The 13,837-nt window shown below is 66.1% G+C and carries 19 protein-coding genes; 9 read left to right on the forward strand and 10 right to left on the reverse strand.

Annotated features, from left to right (window positions below; genetic code table 11):
* Positions 1-14 precede the first annotated feature (14 nt).
* The 7 genes from MOTC310_RS03315 to MOTC310_RS03345 all read right to left on the reverse strand — a co-directional run bounded on the left by MOTC310_RS03315 (position 15) and on the right by MOTC310_RS03345 (position 6,226).
* Positions 15-1,253, reverse strand: coding sequence for an efflux RND transporter periplasmic adaptor subunit (locus MOTC310_RS03315; RefSeq protein WP_331300787.1), 1,239 nt, complete (start codon positions 1,251-1,253; stop codon positions 15-17).
* A 230-nt stretch (positions 1,254-1,483) separates the two neighbouring features.
* Positions 1,484-2,047, reverse strand: a complete 564-nt coding sequence (locus MOTC310_RS03320; RefSeq protein WP_331300788.1) for a TetR/AcrR family transcriptional regulator — start codon at positions 2,045-2,047, stop codon at positions 1,484-1,486.
* Positions 2,044-2,394, reverse strand: a complete 351-nt coding sequence (locus tag MOTC310_RS03325) for a DMT family transporter (RefSeq protein WP_331300789.1) — start codon at positions 2,392-2,394, stop codon at positions 2,044-2,046. The genes MOTC310_RS03320 and MOTC310_RS03325 overlap by 4 nt, the downstream gene beginning before the upstream one ends.
* Positions 2,395-2,785: 391 nt before the next feature.
* The gene (locus tag MOTC310_RS03330) at positions 2,786-3,112 is read right to left on the reverse strand and encodes a hypothetical protein (protein WP_331300790.1); all 327 of its coding nucleotides are present in this window, start codon (positions 3,110-3,112) and stop codon (positions 2,786-2,788) included.
* Positions 3,113-3,184: 72 nt separating this feature from the next.
* Positions 3,185-4,368 (reverse strand): IS3 family transposase gene (locus MOTC310_RS03335; protein ID WP_331300791.1). Its coding sequence is split into 2 segments (ribosomal slippage): positions 3,185-4,104 and positions 4,104-4,368, totalling 1,185 coding nucleotides; the frame shifts between segments, so codons are not numbered across the junction.
* Between the two features lie 596 nt (positions 4,369-4,964).
* Positions 4,965-5,867, reverse strand: a complete 903-nt coding sequence (locus tag MOTC310_RS03340; RefSeq protein ID WP_331300792.1) for an alpha/beta fold hydrolase — start codon at positions 5,865-5,867, stop codon at positions 4,965-4,967.
* Between the two features lie 23 nt (positions 5,868-5,890).
* Positions 5,891-6,226 carry a GIY-YIG nuclease family protein gene (locus tag MOTC310_RS03345; RefSeq protein WP_331300793.1) on the reverse strand — a complete coding sequence of 112 codons (336 nt, stop codon included), beginning with the start codon at positions 6,224-6,226 and terminating at the stop codon, positions 5,891-5,893.
* 118 nt (positions 6,227-6,344) lie between these two features.
* On the opposite strand from MOTC310_RS03345, the gene MOTC310_RS03350 reads away from it, so the two are divergent.
* Positions 6,345-6,950, forward strand: a complete 606-nt coding sequence (locus MOTC310_RS03350; RefSeq protein WP_331300794.1) for a DUF2239 family protein — start codon at positions 6,345-6,347, stop codon at positions 6,948-6,950.
* A gap of 239 nt (positions 6,951-7,189) precedes the next feature.
* Here MOTC310_RS03350 and MOTC310_RS03355 read toward each other — a convergent pair whose 3' ends face one another.
* Positions 7,190-7,597, reverse strand: coding sequence for a winged helix-turn-helix transcriptional regulator (locus MOTC310_RS03355; protein WP_091982053.1), 408 nt, complete (start codon positions 7,595-7,597; stop codon positions 7,190-7,192).
* Between the two features lie 86 nt (positions 7,598-7,683).
* On the opposite strand from MOTC310_RS03355, the gene MOTC310_RS03360 reads away from it, so the two are divergent.
* Both MOTC310_RS03360 and MOTC310_RS03365 read left to right on the forward strand, forming a co-directional pair.
* Positions 7,684-8,307 carry an FMN-dependent NADH-azoreductase gene (locus tag MOTC310_RS03360; RefSeq protein WP_331300795.1) on the forward strand — a complete coding sequence of 208 codons (624 nt, stop codon included), beginning with the start codon at positions 7,684-7,686 and terminating at the stop codon, positions 8,305-8,307.
* On the forward strand, positions 8,300-9,025 hold the full coding sequence (locus tag MOTC310_RS03365) for a DsbA family oxidoreductase (protein ID WP_419539852.1): 726 nt from the start codon (positions 8,300-8,302) through the stop codon (positions 9,023-9,025). Before MOTC310_RS03360 ends, MOTC310_RS03365 begins: the two co-directional genes overlap by 8 nt.
* Positions 9,026-9,286: 261 nt before the next feature.
* Here the strand turns inward: MOTC310_RS03365 and MOTC310_RS03370 are convergent, their stop codons facing one another.
* On the reverse strand, positions 9,287-9,592 hold the full coding sequence (locus MOTC310_RS03370; RefSeq protein ID WP_331294565.1) for a hypothetical protein: 306 nt from the start codon (positions 9,590-9,592) through the stop codon (positions 9,287-9,289).
* Between the two features lie 408 nt (positions 9,593-10,000).
* Here MOTC310_RS03370 and MOTC310_RS03375 point away from each other — a divergent pair, with 408 nt between their 5' ends.
* Positions 10,001-10,333, forward strand: coding sequence for a hypothetical protein (locus MOTC310_RS03375; RefSeq protein WP_331300796.1), 333 nt, complete (start codon positions 10,001-10,003; stop codon positions 10,331-10,333).
* A gap of 105 nt (positions 10,334-10,438) precedes the next feature.
* Positions 10,439-10,777, forward strand: coding sequence for a hypothetical protein (locus tag MOTC310_RS03380; RefSeq protein ID WP_331300797.1), 339 nt, complete (start codon positions 10,439-10,441; stop codon positions 10,775-10,777).
* 235 nt (positions 10,778-11,012) lie between these two features.
* Here MOTC310_RS03380 and MOTC310_RS03385 read toward each other — a convergent pair whose 3' ends face one another.
* On the reverse strand, positions 11,013-11,363 hold the full coding sequence (locus MOTC310_RS03385) for a hypothetical protein (RefSeq protein ID WP_331300798.1): 351 nt from the start codon (positions 11,361-11,363) through the stop codon (positions 11,013-11,015).
* Between the two features lie 292 nt (positions 11,364-11,655).
* Here MOTC310_RS03385 and MOTC310_RS03390 point away from each other — a divergent pair, with 292 nt between their 5' ends.
* The 4 genes from MOTC310_RS03390 (at position 11,656) to MOTC310_RS03405 (ending at position 13,350) form a co-directional block, all read left to right on the forward strand.
* Positions 11,656-12,066, forward strand: a complete 411-nt coding sequence (locus MOTC310_RS03390; protein ID WP_331294569.1) for a response regulator — start codon at positions 11,656-11,658, stop codon at positions 12,064-12,066.
* 108 nt (positions 12,067-12,174) lie between these two features.
* Positions 12,175-12,405, forward strand: a complete 231-nt coding sequence (locus MOTC310_RS03395) for a DUF6894 family protein (RefSeq protein ID WP_331300799.1) — start codon at positions 12,175-12,177, stop codon at positions 12,403-12,405.
* Positions 12,406-12,593: 188 nt separating this feature from the next.
* On the forward strand, positions 12,594-12,758 hold the full coding sequence (locus tag MOTC310_RS03400; protein WP_331300800.1) for a hypothetical protein: 165 nt from the start codon (positions 12,594-12,596) through the stop codon (positions 12,756-12,758).
* A 130-nt stretch (positions 12,759-12,888) separates the two neighbouring features.
* Positions 12,889-13,350 carry a hypothetical protein gene (locus MOTC310_RS03405; RefSeq protein ID WP_331294572.1) on the forward strand — a complete coding sequence of 154 codons (462 nt, stop codon included), beginning with the start codon at positions 12,889-12,891 and terminating at the stop codon, positions 13,348-13,350.
* Positions 13,351-13,837: the final 487 nt, after the last annotated feature.

The following is a 13,837-nucleotide window of genomic DNA, read 5'->3' on the forward strand; positions in this document are numbered from 1 at the left end:
GGAGGGGCTGGCTGTCAGGGCGTCCCGGCGGCGGCCTCAAGGCCGGCTTTCGGAAGCTGGGCGTCGCCGGATGGAGCCGGTGTGGAGGCCGCGGCGACGCGCACGCGGTCGCCGTTGCGCAGGAAGCTCTGGGCCTTCGCGATGACCTGCTCCCCCTCGCCGAGACCGGAGCGGATCTCGACGGTCTCGTCCTCCGCGAGACCGGTGCGGACTTCGCGTGCCTCGACGATGTCGCCCGATACGACGAGGACCGTGCCGCGGGCCGAGCCGCCATAGCGGATGGACCCCAGCGGGATCACCACGCCGGCGGCGCGCATGATCTCGATTCCACCACGGACGAAGGTCCCGATACGGAGACGGGGATCGGGCTTGAGCCGCACCCGCACCTTGCCGAGGCGGGTTGCCCGGTCGACCTCTGGATAGACGGCGCGGACGCTGCCCGCGACGCGTTCGCCTCCGATCTCGACGAACGCGGGAGCCCCTTCGCGCAGCCGCGGCAACATGGTCTCGGTGACCTCGCCCTCCAACTCGATCTCGCCGCGGGCGATCAGCCGGAACAGCGGATCGGCGGATGCGGAAGCCGTCATGCCCACGCGCGCGGTGCGCCGGCTCACGATGCCAGCCTCGGGCGCGCGGATCTCGGTGCGGGCGCGACGCAGCTCCAGCTCGGACAACATCGCCCGGGCCTGGTCCAGGTCCGCCTCGGCGGCGGCGACCCCGTTCCGGGCGGAGGCGAGACGACTTTCGGCTTGGCGCAGGGTGGCCGTCCGCCCTTCCATCACCACGGCGGTGGTGTTCCCGGTCTGCATGAGCTGGCGAGCCCGCTCGAAAGCGAGCCGGGCCTCGATCTCCACCGCCTCGGCCTGCTCGATGTTGTTCTTCGCCTGCGGCACGGCGGTCGCCGCCTTCGCGACCACCGCCTGCTGCTGCGCGATCTGGCGCTCGATCAGGTCGCGCGAGAGCCGGGCCAACACCTGGCCGCGCTCGACCCTGGCGCCCTCCTCGGCGAGCACTTCCGTGATGCGGTAACCATCGACCTCGGGAGCTACCAGAACCTCGTCGCGGGGCACGAGCGTTCCGGTCACGATGGCGGTCTCGGCGATCTCGCGCTTGACGGCACCGACCACGCTGACGACGGGCGGGGACCTGCCTACCTCGCCGGAAACCGGCTCCGAGCCTGCCCGAACCGGCGTAAGCGCGAGCGTGATCGCGAGCGCCGCAACGGCCCGGCGGGTATCGAATGGCGGGGTCATCGGCTGGGCTCCTTGCTCGGCTCCGGCGTGTGCAGAGGGATCGACCCAGTCGCCGCGGGCGACCCGGCGACGTCCTGCGAGGCATGCCGTGCCCAGGCGCCTGCAAGCAGCAGCAGCCCGAGGAGGATGGGTGTGTAGATCGGGATGACGGACATGCGTCCTCGTTCGCGCTGTCGCATGGATCAGCGGGTCCTTGCTTCTGGGTTGGGAATGGGGGCGCGCGGCCGGCGTCAGTCCGTGAGCGTCATCGCGATGAGCCGCTCTCGCAGCCCCGCCGCATCCGGAACGGCGGCGCCGTCTTCCCGCATGAGGTGGGCGAGCCAAGCCCCGTCGGCGGCCATGCGCACGATCTCAAGGATCGGCGCGTCGTCGGTCGCCCGGTGACGCGCCAACCGCGTCGTGAACCAATCCGCCCACATGCGGAGCACGGTTGGCTCCGCCAGAGCGGACACGTAGAGGGCCGCCGCCGGGTTCCCCTGGCCTTGGGGCAGGTCGTCGAAGGTCGCTCTGACGTAGGCTCGGGTGAAGCTGCCGCGTGGCCACGGATCCTCGGCGATGGCCGCGTCGATGTCGGCGTCGAGCTTCTCCACCAGATCGGCGAAGAGGCCCTCGACCAGGGCCTGCTTGCTCGGGAAATGATGGAAGAGACCGCCCTTGGTGACGCCGGATGCCTCGGCGACGGCCTGGACCGTGATGCCGGCCGGTCCATGCTCCAAGGCCAGCCGCATGGCGCAATCGAGGAGCGTGCGACGGACCAGTTCGGGATCCTTCTTGCGTTGGGAGGCGGTCTTCATGGCCGGTGCCCCGTCACGGTGGAGAACGCCTGCATCACCACGATGCCGCCGACGATCATGCCGATGCCGACCAGCGCCGGCAGGTCGAGGACCTGCTTGAACAGCGTGCTGCCGACGACCGCGGTGAGCACGACGCCGACGCCGCTCCAGAGGGCGTAGACGACGCCGAGGGGCATGGTCTTCAGCGCGTGCGTGAGGAAGTAGAAGGCGGCGGCGTAGAACGCCGCCATGGCGAGGGTGGGCACGAGCCTCGTGAACTGCTCGGACAACTGCAGCAGGGTCGTGCCGGCGACCTCGCAGGCGATGGCGAGGACGAGGGCGACGTAGGCGACGGTGGGACTGGGCATGCTCGCACGCTCGAATCTGTCCTCACAACATACCGACCAAAAGGTATGTTTCAAGCGTTTTTTGCGGGCCGATTATTGCGGTGCGCAGACTGGATGCGCTCACATGCGGCGAAGGGGTATCGCTGCCGTGGCGGCTTAACGCTAACTGGGAGTGGTGCTCGATCCCGACGCGGTGGCGCAGATTTGAAGGACGTTCAGACGAAGTCTGCAGCAACCGAACAGCGAGCTGGCGCCCTGATTGGGCGCTCCTGACGGTCGATCCTGTATCGAAAGATCTGGAGATAAGGCCTTCAACCTTGATCGACAGGATGTGCGCTTTTGGGCTTCTCAACTGAAGCGTTGAACATCCGAACGGGGCCGCTAACTGCTTTGTTATTCAAGGCTCGCGATCCTAGACTGCGGATTTCGCGCCCTTGTCCTGCATCCTCGTCACCAGGGCCACGATCTGTTTGGCGTTAGCCCTGTAACCTCCGTCGCCTTCGATCTGTCGGAAGCCGTGAGATTCTGCGGCCTCGATAATGTTGTTGGCGGCTTCAGTTCCGAGAGCAGGTGGCATCAGTGGAGTTCGTCCCTCATCTCGCGAGTGCCGGGCTTGGCGCAGCCCGTCGTAAATTTGCTCGATCAGGACGTGGCCACTCCAATCGTCGGCGATCTTGATGACAGCATCGCCGTGGTGGATCTCGAACAGGGGAGTCGGGGTATCAGCGCTTTTGCTCATACCCGCTGATGCCACAGCAGCCCTGCTGACGGGAAGCGTGACCTGCCCCTATGCGGTGGTCCGAGTTCAAAGTTAGTGCAGGGTCGGCCTCTGCTCTACGGGTAGCTTGGCCGACGGAGCCGGTCGGGCGAGCGCAGTCGGCCAAGCGGTCATGGCTGGCACGAACACTTCCGGCGCTGGTGGCTTGTAGCCAAGCGCACCGTGTGGGCGGATCGTGTTGTAGTGCCGACGCCAGCTTTCGATGATGATCTGCGCCTCCTTCAGGGTGTAGAAAATCTCGCCGTTCAGGAGTTCATCCCGCAATCGCGCGTTGAAGCTTTCGACAAAGCCGTTCTCCCACGGTGAGCCCGGCGCGATGTAGGTAGCCTTCGCGCCAATAGCCGCAATCCAGGACTGCACCGACTTGGCGATGAACTCGGGCCCGTTGTCGGAGCGAACGTGCTCGGGCACGCCGCGCAGGATAAACAGCTCCGAGAGCACGTCGATCACGTCAGCTCCCTTCAGCTTGCGCGCAACGCGGATCGCCAGACATTCGCGGGTGAACTCGTCGACGACGTTGAGCATCCGGAACTTGCGCCCGTCATGCGTGCGCGCCTCGACGAAGTCGTAGGCCCAGACGTGGTCGCGCCGCTCCGGTTTGAGCCGGATGCAGGATCCATCCCCGTCCCACAGCCGGCCCTTCTTCTGCTGCCGGCTGGGCACCTTGAGCCCTTCGCGCCGCCAGATCCGCTCAACCCGCTTGTCGTTGACCAACCACCCGGCCGCCTTCAGCAGCGCGCCGATCTTGCGGTAGCCGTAGCGCCCGTACCGGCGCGCCAGTTCCACGAGATCGGCGGTCAGCGCCGCCTCATCGTCTCTGCCCCGCGGCACCTTGCGCTGCGTCGAACGATGCTGGCCGAGCGCACGGCACGCGCGGCGCTCGGAGACGTCCAGGACGTCCATCACATGCTCAATGCAGGCGCGTCGGCGCGCGGGGCTGGTCAGTTTCCCCGGGCAGCCTCCTGCAGGATCAGCTTGTCGAGCGTGAGATCCGCGATCGCCTTCCGGAGCCGCTGGTTCTCGGTCTCCAGGTCCTTCATGCGCCGGACCTGGTCGCTCTTCAGGCCGCCGTACTCCTTGCGCCAGCGATAGTACGTCACCTCCGTCACGCCGATCGTGCGGATCGCGTCCCCAACGCTCTGGCCCTGCGAGACCAGCACATCCACCTGCCGCAGCTTGGCGACGACATCCTCCGGCTTGTGCCGCTTCGTTCCCATCTGTCCGTCCTCGTCCTGGCCCGAAAGCCATACCTCAGGGCGGACCACTTCATTGGGGGCGGATCACGGCGAAATCTCCGAAATTCCATTTCTTATAACATATTTGATGCCTTTGGAACGGAACCTCCAAATATGTGTCGGGATGGGTCGCGCGACTTCAAGTGTTTCTGCCTGGAAACATCAACAGTCTAAATTTGGGTGATCGGCGAGAAATATTGCGCCTCACCACATCGACCGGTTCCGGCCGCAGTGACCTCTCGTCGGCACTCGTCTGTCACGGTGAGTCGCGACAGGATCAGATGCGAGACGCGGGTCGATGGTACCTCGAACCTTCCGCGACGGCGGGGATGCTAGAGACTGACCGAGCAGGACGACGCCAACGGTTCTCTCTCGGTGAGCTGTGTCCGAGTTCGTGCCCGTTGGAAGAAGTCCGACGTCGCGGCGTAGGCTGTCCGCTTACATGCCTTTGCCGCCTGCAAGCGGAACAGCTGAAAACCACCCCGAGCAGCCATTCCGCATGCGACCCACTATCGCCATAGGAACGGCACAACTGCCTTCTTGAAAGCGGTCGCTCGAACTCGCGGGATCAGGCCCTTCTACCCGCTTGGTGCCGAGATGCCTGAACGGCGAGCGGTTCGCTCGATCGCATCGGCAATAGCTCGATCCAAGGAGGGTGGCAGATCATGGCCCATCCCGGGGATCAGCATCATCTCCGCATCCGGGATCGAGGCCGCGGTGTCCTCGCCGCAGGCACGAGGAAAGATGGGATCGACAGTCCCGTGAACAACGAGGGTCGGCGCCGTGATCGCGGCGAGCCGTGACCGGCGGTCGCCAGCCACCCCGACCGCTGCGAGCTGGCGTCCGAACCCACCCGGCGCACGGCCTCGCCGAACTTCCTCCCGGAGGAGAGCGCGGCAGGCTTCTTCGTCGAATGGATGAGCCGTGCCCGCGATGCGCCGCGCGAAGGCAACACCGTGATCAAGGAAACCCGCCTCGTCCAATGCAGGATCGGGGGCGGGACGCATCATCATCGTCATGGCGGCGGGTTCGGCCGACGGCATCCCCGGATTGCCCGTGGCCGACATGATCGAGGTGAGCGAGAGAACACGAGACGGGTGTTCGCTCGCCAGGATCTGGGCGATCATGCCGCCCATCGAGCGGCCGACGATGTGGGCTTGGCGGATGGACAGGGCATCGAGCAGACCGAGCGCATCCGAGGCCATGTCATCGAGCGTGTAGGCGAGGTTCGGCCGCCGTCCCTCAGTGAGCGCAGAGGCCAAGGTCGCGAAGTCCATCGCGCCGTGCTCGGTGAAGTAGGTCGACCGTCCTGTGTCCCGGTTATCGAACCGCACGACGCGAAAGCCGCGCGCGCCCAACTCGCCGCAGAAGGGGTCGGTCCAGCGGATCATCTGCGAGCCGAGCCCAGCGATGAGAAGGATCGTCTCGGCCGCCTCGTCGCCGAAGCTGTGGTAGGCCAGGGTGATGCCGTTGGTCGCCACACGGCCAGACGAGTGTTCTGGGCTCATATCCGGATGGCCTGGAGACACTCCGCCCACTGAACGAGATGCTCTTTCATCACCCGGTCGCGGACATACCCGATCTCTTCAGCGTCCAACCGCTCGACGATTTCGAAGCTGAACGCCTCCGCTCCATGCGCAGTCCACGCGCTCTGGAGCGAGCGGTGCGTGTTCGTTCCCTGCCGGAGGGTGAACCAGAGGCGGTTCTGGATTTTGGATAGGTCGGGCGAGCTGCCGACCCAAACCGCACCGGACACCTTGCAGCGGACAGCGTAGATGCCGCTCTCGACTTCCCGTTTCTTGTAGGCGCTCACGGCGGCCTTTCGGTCTTCCGTTCCCATCTCGTGCCCTCACAGATTGGCGGAGACGCTACCGAACGCACCACGTTTACGCAATATCGCCCGGGTAAAATTGACGGCAAGGGCTCACAGCAGCTATGGCAGTCAGCATGGAGGTCTCATGCCAGAAGAACCGATGAGAACGTTCACCGTGTTCGCAGGCGTGCGGCGGCTCGCGAGCGGTCGCTTGATCGACGTGGCTCTCGCCGTGAAGGCGCGGGCGGCGGAAGAAGGCGGTCCGATCCTGACCTTCGACGACAGGTCGGGCTCCGTCATCGACCTCGATCTGCGTGGAACAGAGGCGGACATCACCGCACGGTTCGCCGAACTCGCGAATGCGGGAGACGCCACGAGCAACGTTGAGAGCCGACCGGATCCCGATGGTGCGCCAAGAAGCCGAGGTCGCCCGAAACTCGGGGTCATCGCCCGCGAGGTGACGCTGCTTCCCCGTCAGTGGGAGTGGCTTGCATCCCAGCCAGGAGGTGCATCGCAAGCATTGCGGCGCCTTGTCGACGAAGCGCGGCGGGCAGATGGTGGGCGGACCGGGATGAAGGCAGCGAGAGAGGCCGCCTATCGCTTCCTTTCGGCGTTGGCTGGCGATCTGCCTGGGTTTGAGGAGGTTATCCGGGCGCTTTTCGCCGGGGATACCGACGGCTTTGCAGAACGCATGACAGCATGGCCACCGGACATCCGAGACCATGCGCTGAAGCTCGCAGCCCTCACCTGAGCCAACGACCCGCGGCGGATGGCTGAGGTCCGCCCCGAGCAACGGCAGCTTTGCGAGACCGTCGTCGGAAAGCCGACATTCCGGAAACCACCCTGAGCGGCCAGTCTGTTAGCGACCCAACGCAGACATTCAGGTCGCCGTCCGCGCAACCCAAAAGCAGCCACTTCTTGGTGGTGTAGGGCGCAGCTTGATGGCGTGGCTCGCCCAAGAACAAAGACGAAGTCGCCGTCAGCGTCAGGCTACTGTGCGGGCTGTCCCGCGCGCACGCCCTGGCTTTCATCATATCGGACCCGGGCGCGTTGGATGCTGCCCTGGTTGGTGTTCGCCCAAGTTACGAGGGCCATAACTGGAGTGAACAGGGTCCGCCCCATATCCGTTAATTCATAATCCACGCGCGGCGGAATAGTCGCGAATAGTGTCCGTTTGACCAAACCGTCGCGTTCCAGTCCGCGCAAGGTGATCGTCAGCATCCGTTGCGAGATCCCGTCGATCCGACGCCGCAGCTCATTGAACCGAACCGGTCCATCCTTGAGCGTGGCGATGACATACAGGCTCCATTTATCGGCGACGAGATCGAGGATTTCGCGCACCACCCGGCAATCGTCACCTTCGCCGGGGGTAGGAAAATCGATGTCACTAAGTGTCATAGGAATGCCTTCTTGCGAGGGTCGGAGCGGGCACTTTAATAGGGTCGGTAACAATAAATTACCGTTCTGTTCGTGTCGGAGCAACGATGGCCTCCATACTCCTTGTCACGTCGAGCCCCCGTGGCGCCGATAGCCTCTCCACCCGCTTCGCGACCGAGATCGCCGAAGGCTTGATGGTTCGCACAGGCGGCACCCTCTCGATCCGCGATCTCGCGGCCGCCCCGCTGCCGCATATCGGACAGGCCTACATCCAAGGCCGCGTCGCGCCCCCCGAGGAGCGCACGCCCGAGCAGGCCGAGGCGGTCCGCCTTGCCCAGGAGCTTGTCGACGAGGTGAAGGCCGCCGACTTGATCGTCCTGGGCTCTGGCATGATCAATTTCGGCCCGCCGTCGCAGCTCAAGGCCTGGTTCGATCACATCACTTGGCCGGGCGTTACCTTCGGTTACGGCGAAGGCGGCAGGCCGCGAGGCTTCCTGACCGGCAAAAAGGTCTATCTCGTTGCCGCCGCAGGCGGCGTCTTCTCCGAAGGCGAATGGGCCCCCTTCGATTTCCAGACCGGATATCTGCGCCACCTGCTGGGCTTCATCGGACTGACCGACGTCGAACTCGTCCGGGTGGAAGGCACCGTCTTCGGGCCGGAGGCGGCCCGGGCCGCCATCGACGCCACCGCAGGCCGGGTCCGCTCGGTCCTGGAAACGCTGCATGCGTGATCTGAGTGGTACCCAGTCCCGTCGGCCCGATCAGGGTGATGCCATGACGCTGCCAATCGACCTTTACACCGAGGTCACTTGTCCCTGGTGCATCATCGGACACCATCGTCTCGACAAGGTCTTGGCGGAGCGCTTCCCCGCGCTCGACGTGGACATCCGTCAGCATCCGGTCCTCCTGCTTCCCGATGCGCCCGCGGAGGGCCTGCACATTTCCGACCTTCTCCGCTCGCGCTATGGCGTGACCGACCCGAAAGTGTCGTTCGCCCGGCCCGAGGAGGAGGCGCGGGCGTCCGGCCTCGACCTAGACCTGAGCCGCCAAGCCTGGACCTACAGGACGCAGGCGGCGCACGGGCTGATCCTCGCGGCGCGGGAACGCGGTACGCAGCACCGGCTCGCAGTCGCGATCACCGGTGCCCATTTCCTCGAGGCCAAGAACATCTCGGACGCCGATATCCTCGCCGATATCGCCGTGGCCTACGGGTTCGAGCGTCAGGAAGCCCGCGCGCTGGCGCTCGATCCCGCGCAGCACCGACGCGTCGAGCAGGAGGCGGCCCGGTCGGCAGCCGCCGGGGTCAGATCGGTCCCTCACTTTGTCTTCGGCGGCCGCTTCGCCGTGAGCGGGGGACGCAGTGAGGAGGAGATTGCCTTGGCCATCGATCAGGCCACTGGTGGGCTGCGACCAACCATTAGAGATCGTCCGTATGTTGATATCCCGTGAGCAAATGGATCGAGCGTCGTTCGACTGAATGAGCAAGATCTGCGCCTGTCGACGGTCGGAAGCGGCAGAAAATACAAGGTCCGCTTCTGTCCATTGCTGCTCGGAAGCGGACCGGCGGAAACCCACCTAAAGCAGCCAATTCAGGTGGTTCAATTAGGGGTGGGCATCATGATCGGAGTGGCGCCGGAGCCGTGGTCGGGATAGGCGGATCCTGTTGGCTTGGAAGACCTAACAGGACCCGCCACCTAGAACGCTCTTCGATTACGGCTTGTTGGCTGGAGCCGGGTTTGTCGTCGTTGCCGGAGGCGCAGGGTTTGCCGGCGCCGTGCTGGCAGGAGGCGGAGGCGGCGCAGGATTCTCGGCCTTCTTCTCGTCTTTGCAGGCCGAGAGCGCGAGCAGGCCGACGAGCGGCAGCAGATAGCGAATACGCATGAGCGATCCTCCTGTTTGGCCAGTGTAGGCGATGAGGAACGTCACCCGACCGGTGTTCGATCCAGCGCGCAGCGATCCCGGCCACGAATCTAGAACCGGTTCAGCATCGGTATTGTCGCGGTCAGCGACGGCCATCCGTCGGATCTCGTTGTCGGGTAAGACCATTCAGAGCCGATTTTTCGGCCCGGGCCGATCATAGCAGGCTGGCAGGTCGGAACGACCCGTAGCGGTTATCGGATAAGACCTCTTCTGGTCGGGAACAGTTGCGGCGAGGACGCCCGCTTCCTCAGGTCTTTGCGCGAAGGTGGACCGTCGCGACACCACACAATGGAGACCGTCGGTATCGAGGCCAACATCCTGACGTAGACCGTCCGGCATACCGCGCACCGACCCACTCTCTCGACGCACCGCGGGTCCGGGGACGGATCGCGGGCGTCCCCCGACGGGCCGCACGGCCCACCATCCCCCCTTACGTCCGATGTCGCGCGCCCCGGGGACGGGTCAGCGCCGGCGCGGCCGTGCATCCGAACCGGATCACGCCCCATGACCCAGCATGTCGACGTCCTCGCCCTCCTCAAGGAGGCGCAGTCCAAACCGCTCACCGACCCGATCCTGGCCCAGCTCGGGATCGACCTGCAGAAGTCGACCTTCGCGCAGGGCACCTCGCCCATCTCCGGCCTGACCTTCTACGACCTCGAGCTCGGGGCGAAGTCGCTCTACCCGGTGCTCGCGCCCCTGCGGAACGCGATCCCGCGCGTCTCCGGCAAGGGCGGGATCCAGGCGGCGTGGCGGGCGATCACCGGCATCAACGTCTCCGGGATGCTGGCCCGGTCCGTGGACAAGATCGTCCCGCAGGTGATCGGGCCGAAGGCCTGAGGCCCCGGCGGGACCGGCGCCGTGACGGACGGCACCTCACACCCGGCTCACGGAGCGCGCCCGCAGGCCCGGGCGGCGAGCCGCGGCGCGCGCGGGAGGGATGCGATGGCCGACCACCTGCCCGAGTGGATCGGGCGCCTGATCGAGCGCGTGGAGGCGACCGGACGTCAGATGGACGCGCTCGGGGGCAAGCCCGACCGGATGGACGAGAAGCTGGAGGGCGTGGCCTACCGGCGCGACATCGAGCACTTCGTGGCGCGCGACGAGATCGAGCGGCGGATCGACAAGGCGGTCGACGGCGCGAAGGCGGAGGCGGCCAAGGGACTCGCGGAGGTGGCCGGCCAGGTGCGGGACCTGCGCAAGATCGGCTGGGGCCTGGCCTCGGCGGCGCTGCTGGCCTTCGGGGGGATCGTGCTGGCCAAGGTCGGGCTGGCGGGGCGCTGAGCCGGATCGGCGACTGGAACCGCGCCACCATCCTGCGCGTAGAACGCGCCTCGACATTCCCCCGGCGAGATCACCTCGAACCGCCCGGCTTCGGCCGCAGCGGTTCTTTCGTGCCCGGCGCACCGCTGCAGCACTCGGCTTTCACGCTGACCGAATCCTCTCATGGATTCACTAAGCCCCGCCGGCACTGCCGCGCGGGGCTTTTTCGCATCCTGCTCTGCTCCTCAGATGCGCTCTAATTGCAGGTCAACTTCCGGCCTTCGGCCATCCCGACCTTGCGGTAGTGTTCCAGACCGGACTTGATCGCTCGGCCGATGACCGCCCGTCGTACGTCCGGATTGCAGCGCAGATACTCTTCCTCGTTGAAAGCGTAGTCGCCACGCCCGCCCCGCGAGCCTCGATCATAGTCGCGATCGTAGTCGCGGCGGTCACGGTCGCCGTAGCCGCGATCTCCGTAGCCTCGGTCACGGGGGCCGTAGTCGCCGCGATCGTAGCCGTAGTCGCGTCCGCCGTAGGGCTGTGCCGAGGCCGGGGTCACTCCGCTCAGTAGCGCTAGGCCAAGGACGGTCGCTGAGATCGCCTTCATGTCGTGCTCTCCGTTATTGAGGGGCGTGAACGCTTTCAACGGTGGGTGGTTCGATTTGCCCGGGCGGGTGCCGCGCCGTCGCTCCCTGCATCACTACTGTCAGGGGGCTTTCCTTTCCCTAGGTCTGGCCAACCCTCAGTGCCAGGTTTGGCTGAACTTTCCCCCTTTCGGTGCCTGCCCCGAGATGCCCGCCCGGTCCGCCGGCGCGGGCTTTTTCATGGGCGATCGCGCGCTTTGCAAACGGGACTCGTCAGGTCTATGGCCGAGACAATCTCAGGTCGTGGGCAGGTGCATGGATCATTGTCCTTCAGATCGCCGGCCCTACGCCCTTGTTACCGACGATGACGCCCTCGTCCGCATGACCGCCCTCGACATCTTGGAGGATGCGGGCTTCCGCACCTTCGAGGCCGAGAATGCCGAAGATGCCCTCGTGGTGCTTCGGGAACATCACGCCTCGATCGTCGTCCTCTTCACCGACGTGAACATGCCCGGTCCGATGGATGGCTTCGGGCTCGCGCGCGAGACCGCCCGGGACTGGCCGCACGTGAGCATCCTGGTCGCTTCAGGCCGCCATAAGCCCGGTCCCGGCGAGATGCCGGAAGGGGCGCACTTCGTCGGCAAACCCTTTAGCGCGGAGGTGGTGTACGACAGGCTCAAGCAGATGCTCCCCGACGGTCAGAAGCCCGACCCTCTGAAGGGATGATCACCGATGCCGGCCTCGGGCCTTCTTGTCCCGAGTACCGGTCACCATGACGAACCGTTAGCGCGGCCTCGGGTTTGCGGCGCAGGGGGCCTGACCACGGAGGCGTGAGTGTCACGCTATTTCATCAGCACCGCCAACGGCCACGAAGTCGAAGACGACGAGGGCGTCGAGCTATCCAGCCACGTGGCATTGCGCGCCATGCTCGGGAAGACGCTGACGGCGATCCTCCACGACGAATGCGTGATCGACGGGTCGACCGAGTGCAGCGCCCGAGCCTACGACGAAGATGGCAAGCTCGTGATGCGGGCGCGGGCCACCATCGACATCACGGATCAGTAGGACGCCCCATTCACACTCTGGTGAGATCAGGCGCTTCCCCGCCCCGTGAGCAGATCGGGGCGGGGGAGCGCCGATTATGCCGAGAGCATCCTGTCAGGAAAGCCGCTGGGATGGCGGGCGGTGTCGCGGTGGAGTCAGCCGCCGGTAGCTCGATGCTCACCAGCTGGGGCTGGCCGCTCTGCATTTGAATGCGTCTGATTGCCGGCGCGCTGATGGTCAGCGACAGCAAGGTCGTCGGCGTCGAGCCCGACCGGATCGTGTTTGACCGCCTCGCCGGCTACCGGACGAAGGCCGGGCAGACCTGGGGGCCACCGGCCTGGGAGTTCGCGGCTCGGGTCAGCCGAAGCACCTGACGCGATTCGCCTTTCCGAACGTCATCCACACCGCTCCACCACGATCTCGCGTGCCTCGTCCGGCGGCGGTTGAAGCGCGTCCCCGCCTCAGGCTTGTTCCGCATTCGTTCGCGAGCGGAGAGCCACCAGAATGGGGCGCCTGGGCAATGTGGAGGCCGGTCGGGTCTACGTCGACTGCGCCTCCTGCAAGCGCTCGGGTCGCTACACCGTCGCGACCCTGCTCGAGCAGTACGGACCCGACATCTCGACGGTCGACCTGTTGCGCCACCTGACGGCCTCGTGCCGCTACCAGCGCGCACCTGGGGCACCGGCCGCGCGGAAATACGAGCGCCTCTGCCTCGCCGCGATCACGCTGCCCTCGTACCGGCGGACCAACGCTCCGGTGCCGCCGGGCATCCCCTACACGGTCGAGGTCTGGCGTGAGACGGGCGGCGGCATCGAGCTGCACCTCGCCACGATCTACCCGCTGTCCGTGGCGATCGCCGCGTTCGAGGCGGCGTGCCTGGAGTGGCCGACGCACATGATTACCCTGCGGGATCGCGCTCGGATCGTGCGGAAGCGGGAGCGGCCGCCGCGGAGTGCCACCGGGTGACGTTTCGGCGCAGCTCGCTGATCGCCAGCCTATCGGCTTCCAGGCGCACCAGCGCGCGGGCGGCGTGCATGGCGCGCGCCCGACCGGGGATCCCGGCACGCTCAGCGATCTTGGTAGCGGTCGACGGCTCGTGTGTGAGGGCTGCCAGAACGCGCGGCCGGATGTCCTGGCGCGGCCGGGCGCCTCGAGGCGATGGGACCTTCGGCATGCTGACGGGCTACCGCGAGCCGCCGTCCCCGACCAGCTGGAGGCTCGCGGCCAGGCGCCACAGCTCCCAGTTTTGGCTGAACCCGTAGTCCCGCCCGGTTTCGACCCAACCCGGCCATGCGGGCAGCCGTCAGCACTTCTCAAAAGCGGCCGCTCGTCAGAGCTCCGGCACTTTCGGCTCGGGTGGCAACTGGACCTTGGCCCTTCGTCCCGAAGCGGACGCTGAATTTCCGGCCTGCGGCGGTCGCTGCCCGTTGTCCAAGCATGCGCCGAAGCAGAC

Source organism: Methylobacterium oryzae (genome assembly GCF_036441375.1).
In the GTDB taxonomy this organism is placed as follows: domain Bacteria; phylum Pseudomonadota; class Alphaproteobacteria; order Rhizobiales; family Beijerinckiaceae; genus Methylobacterium; species Methylobacterium oryzae_A.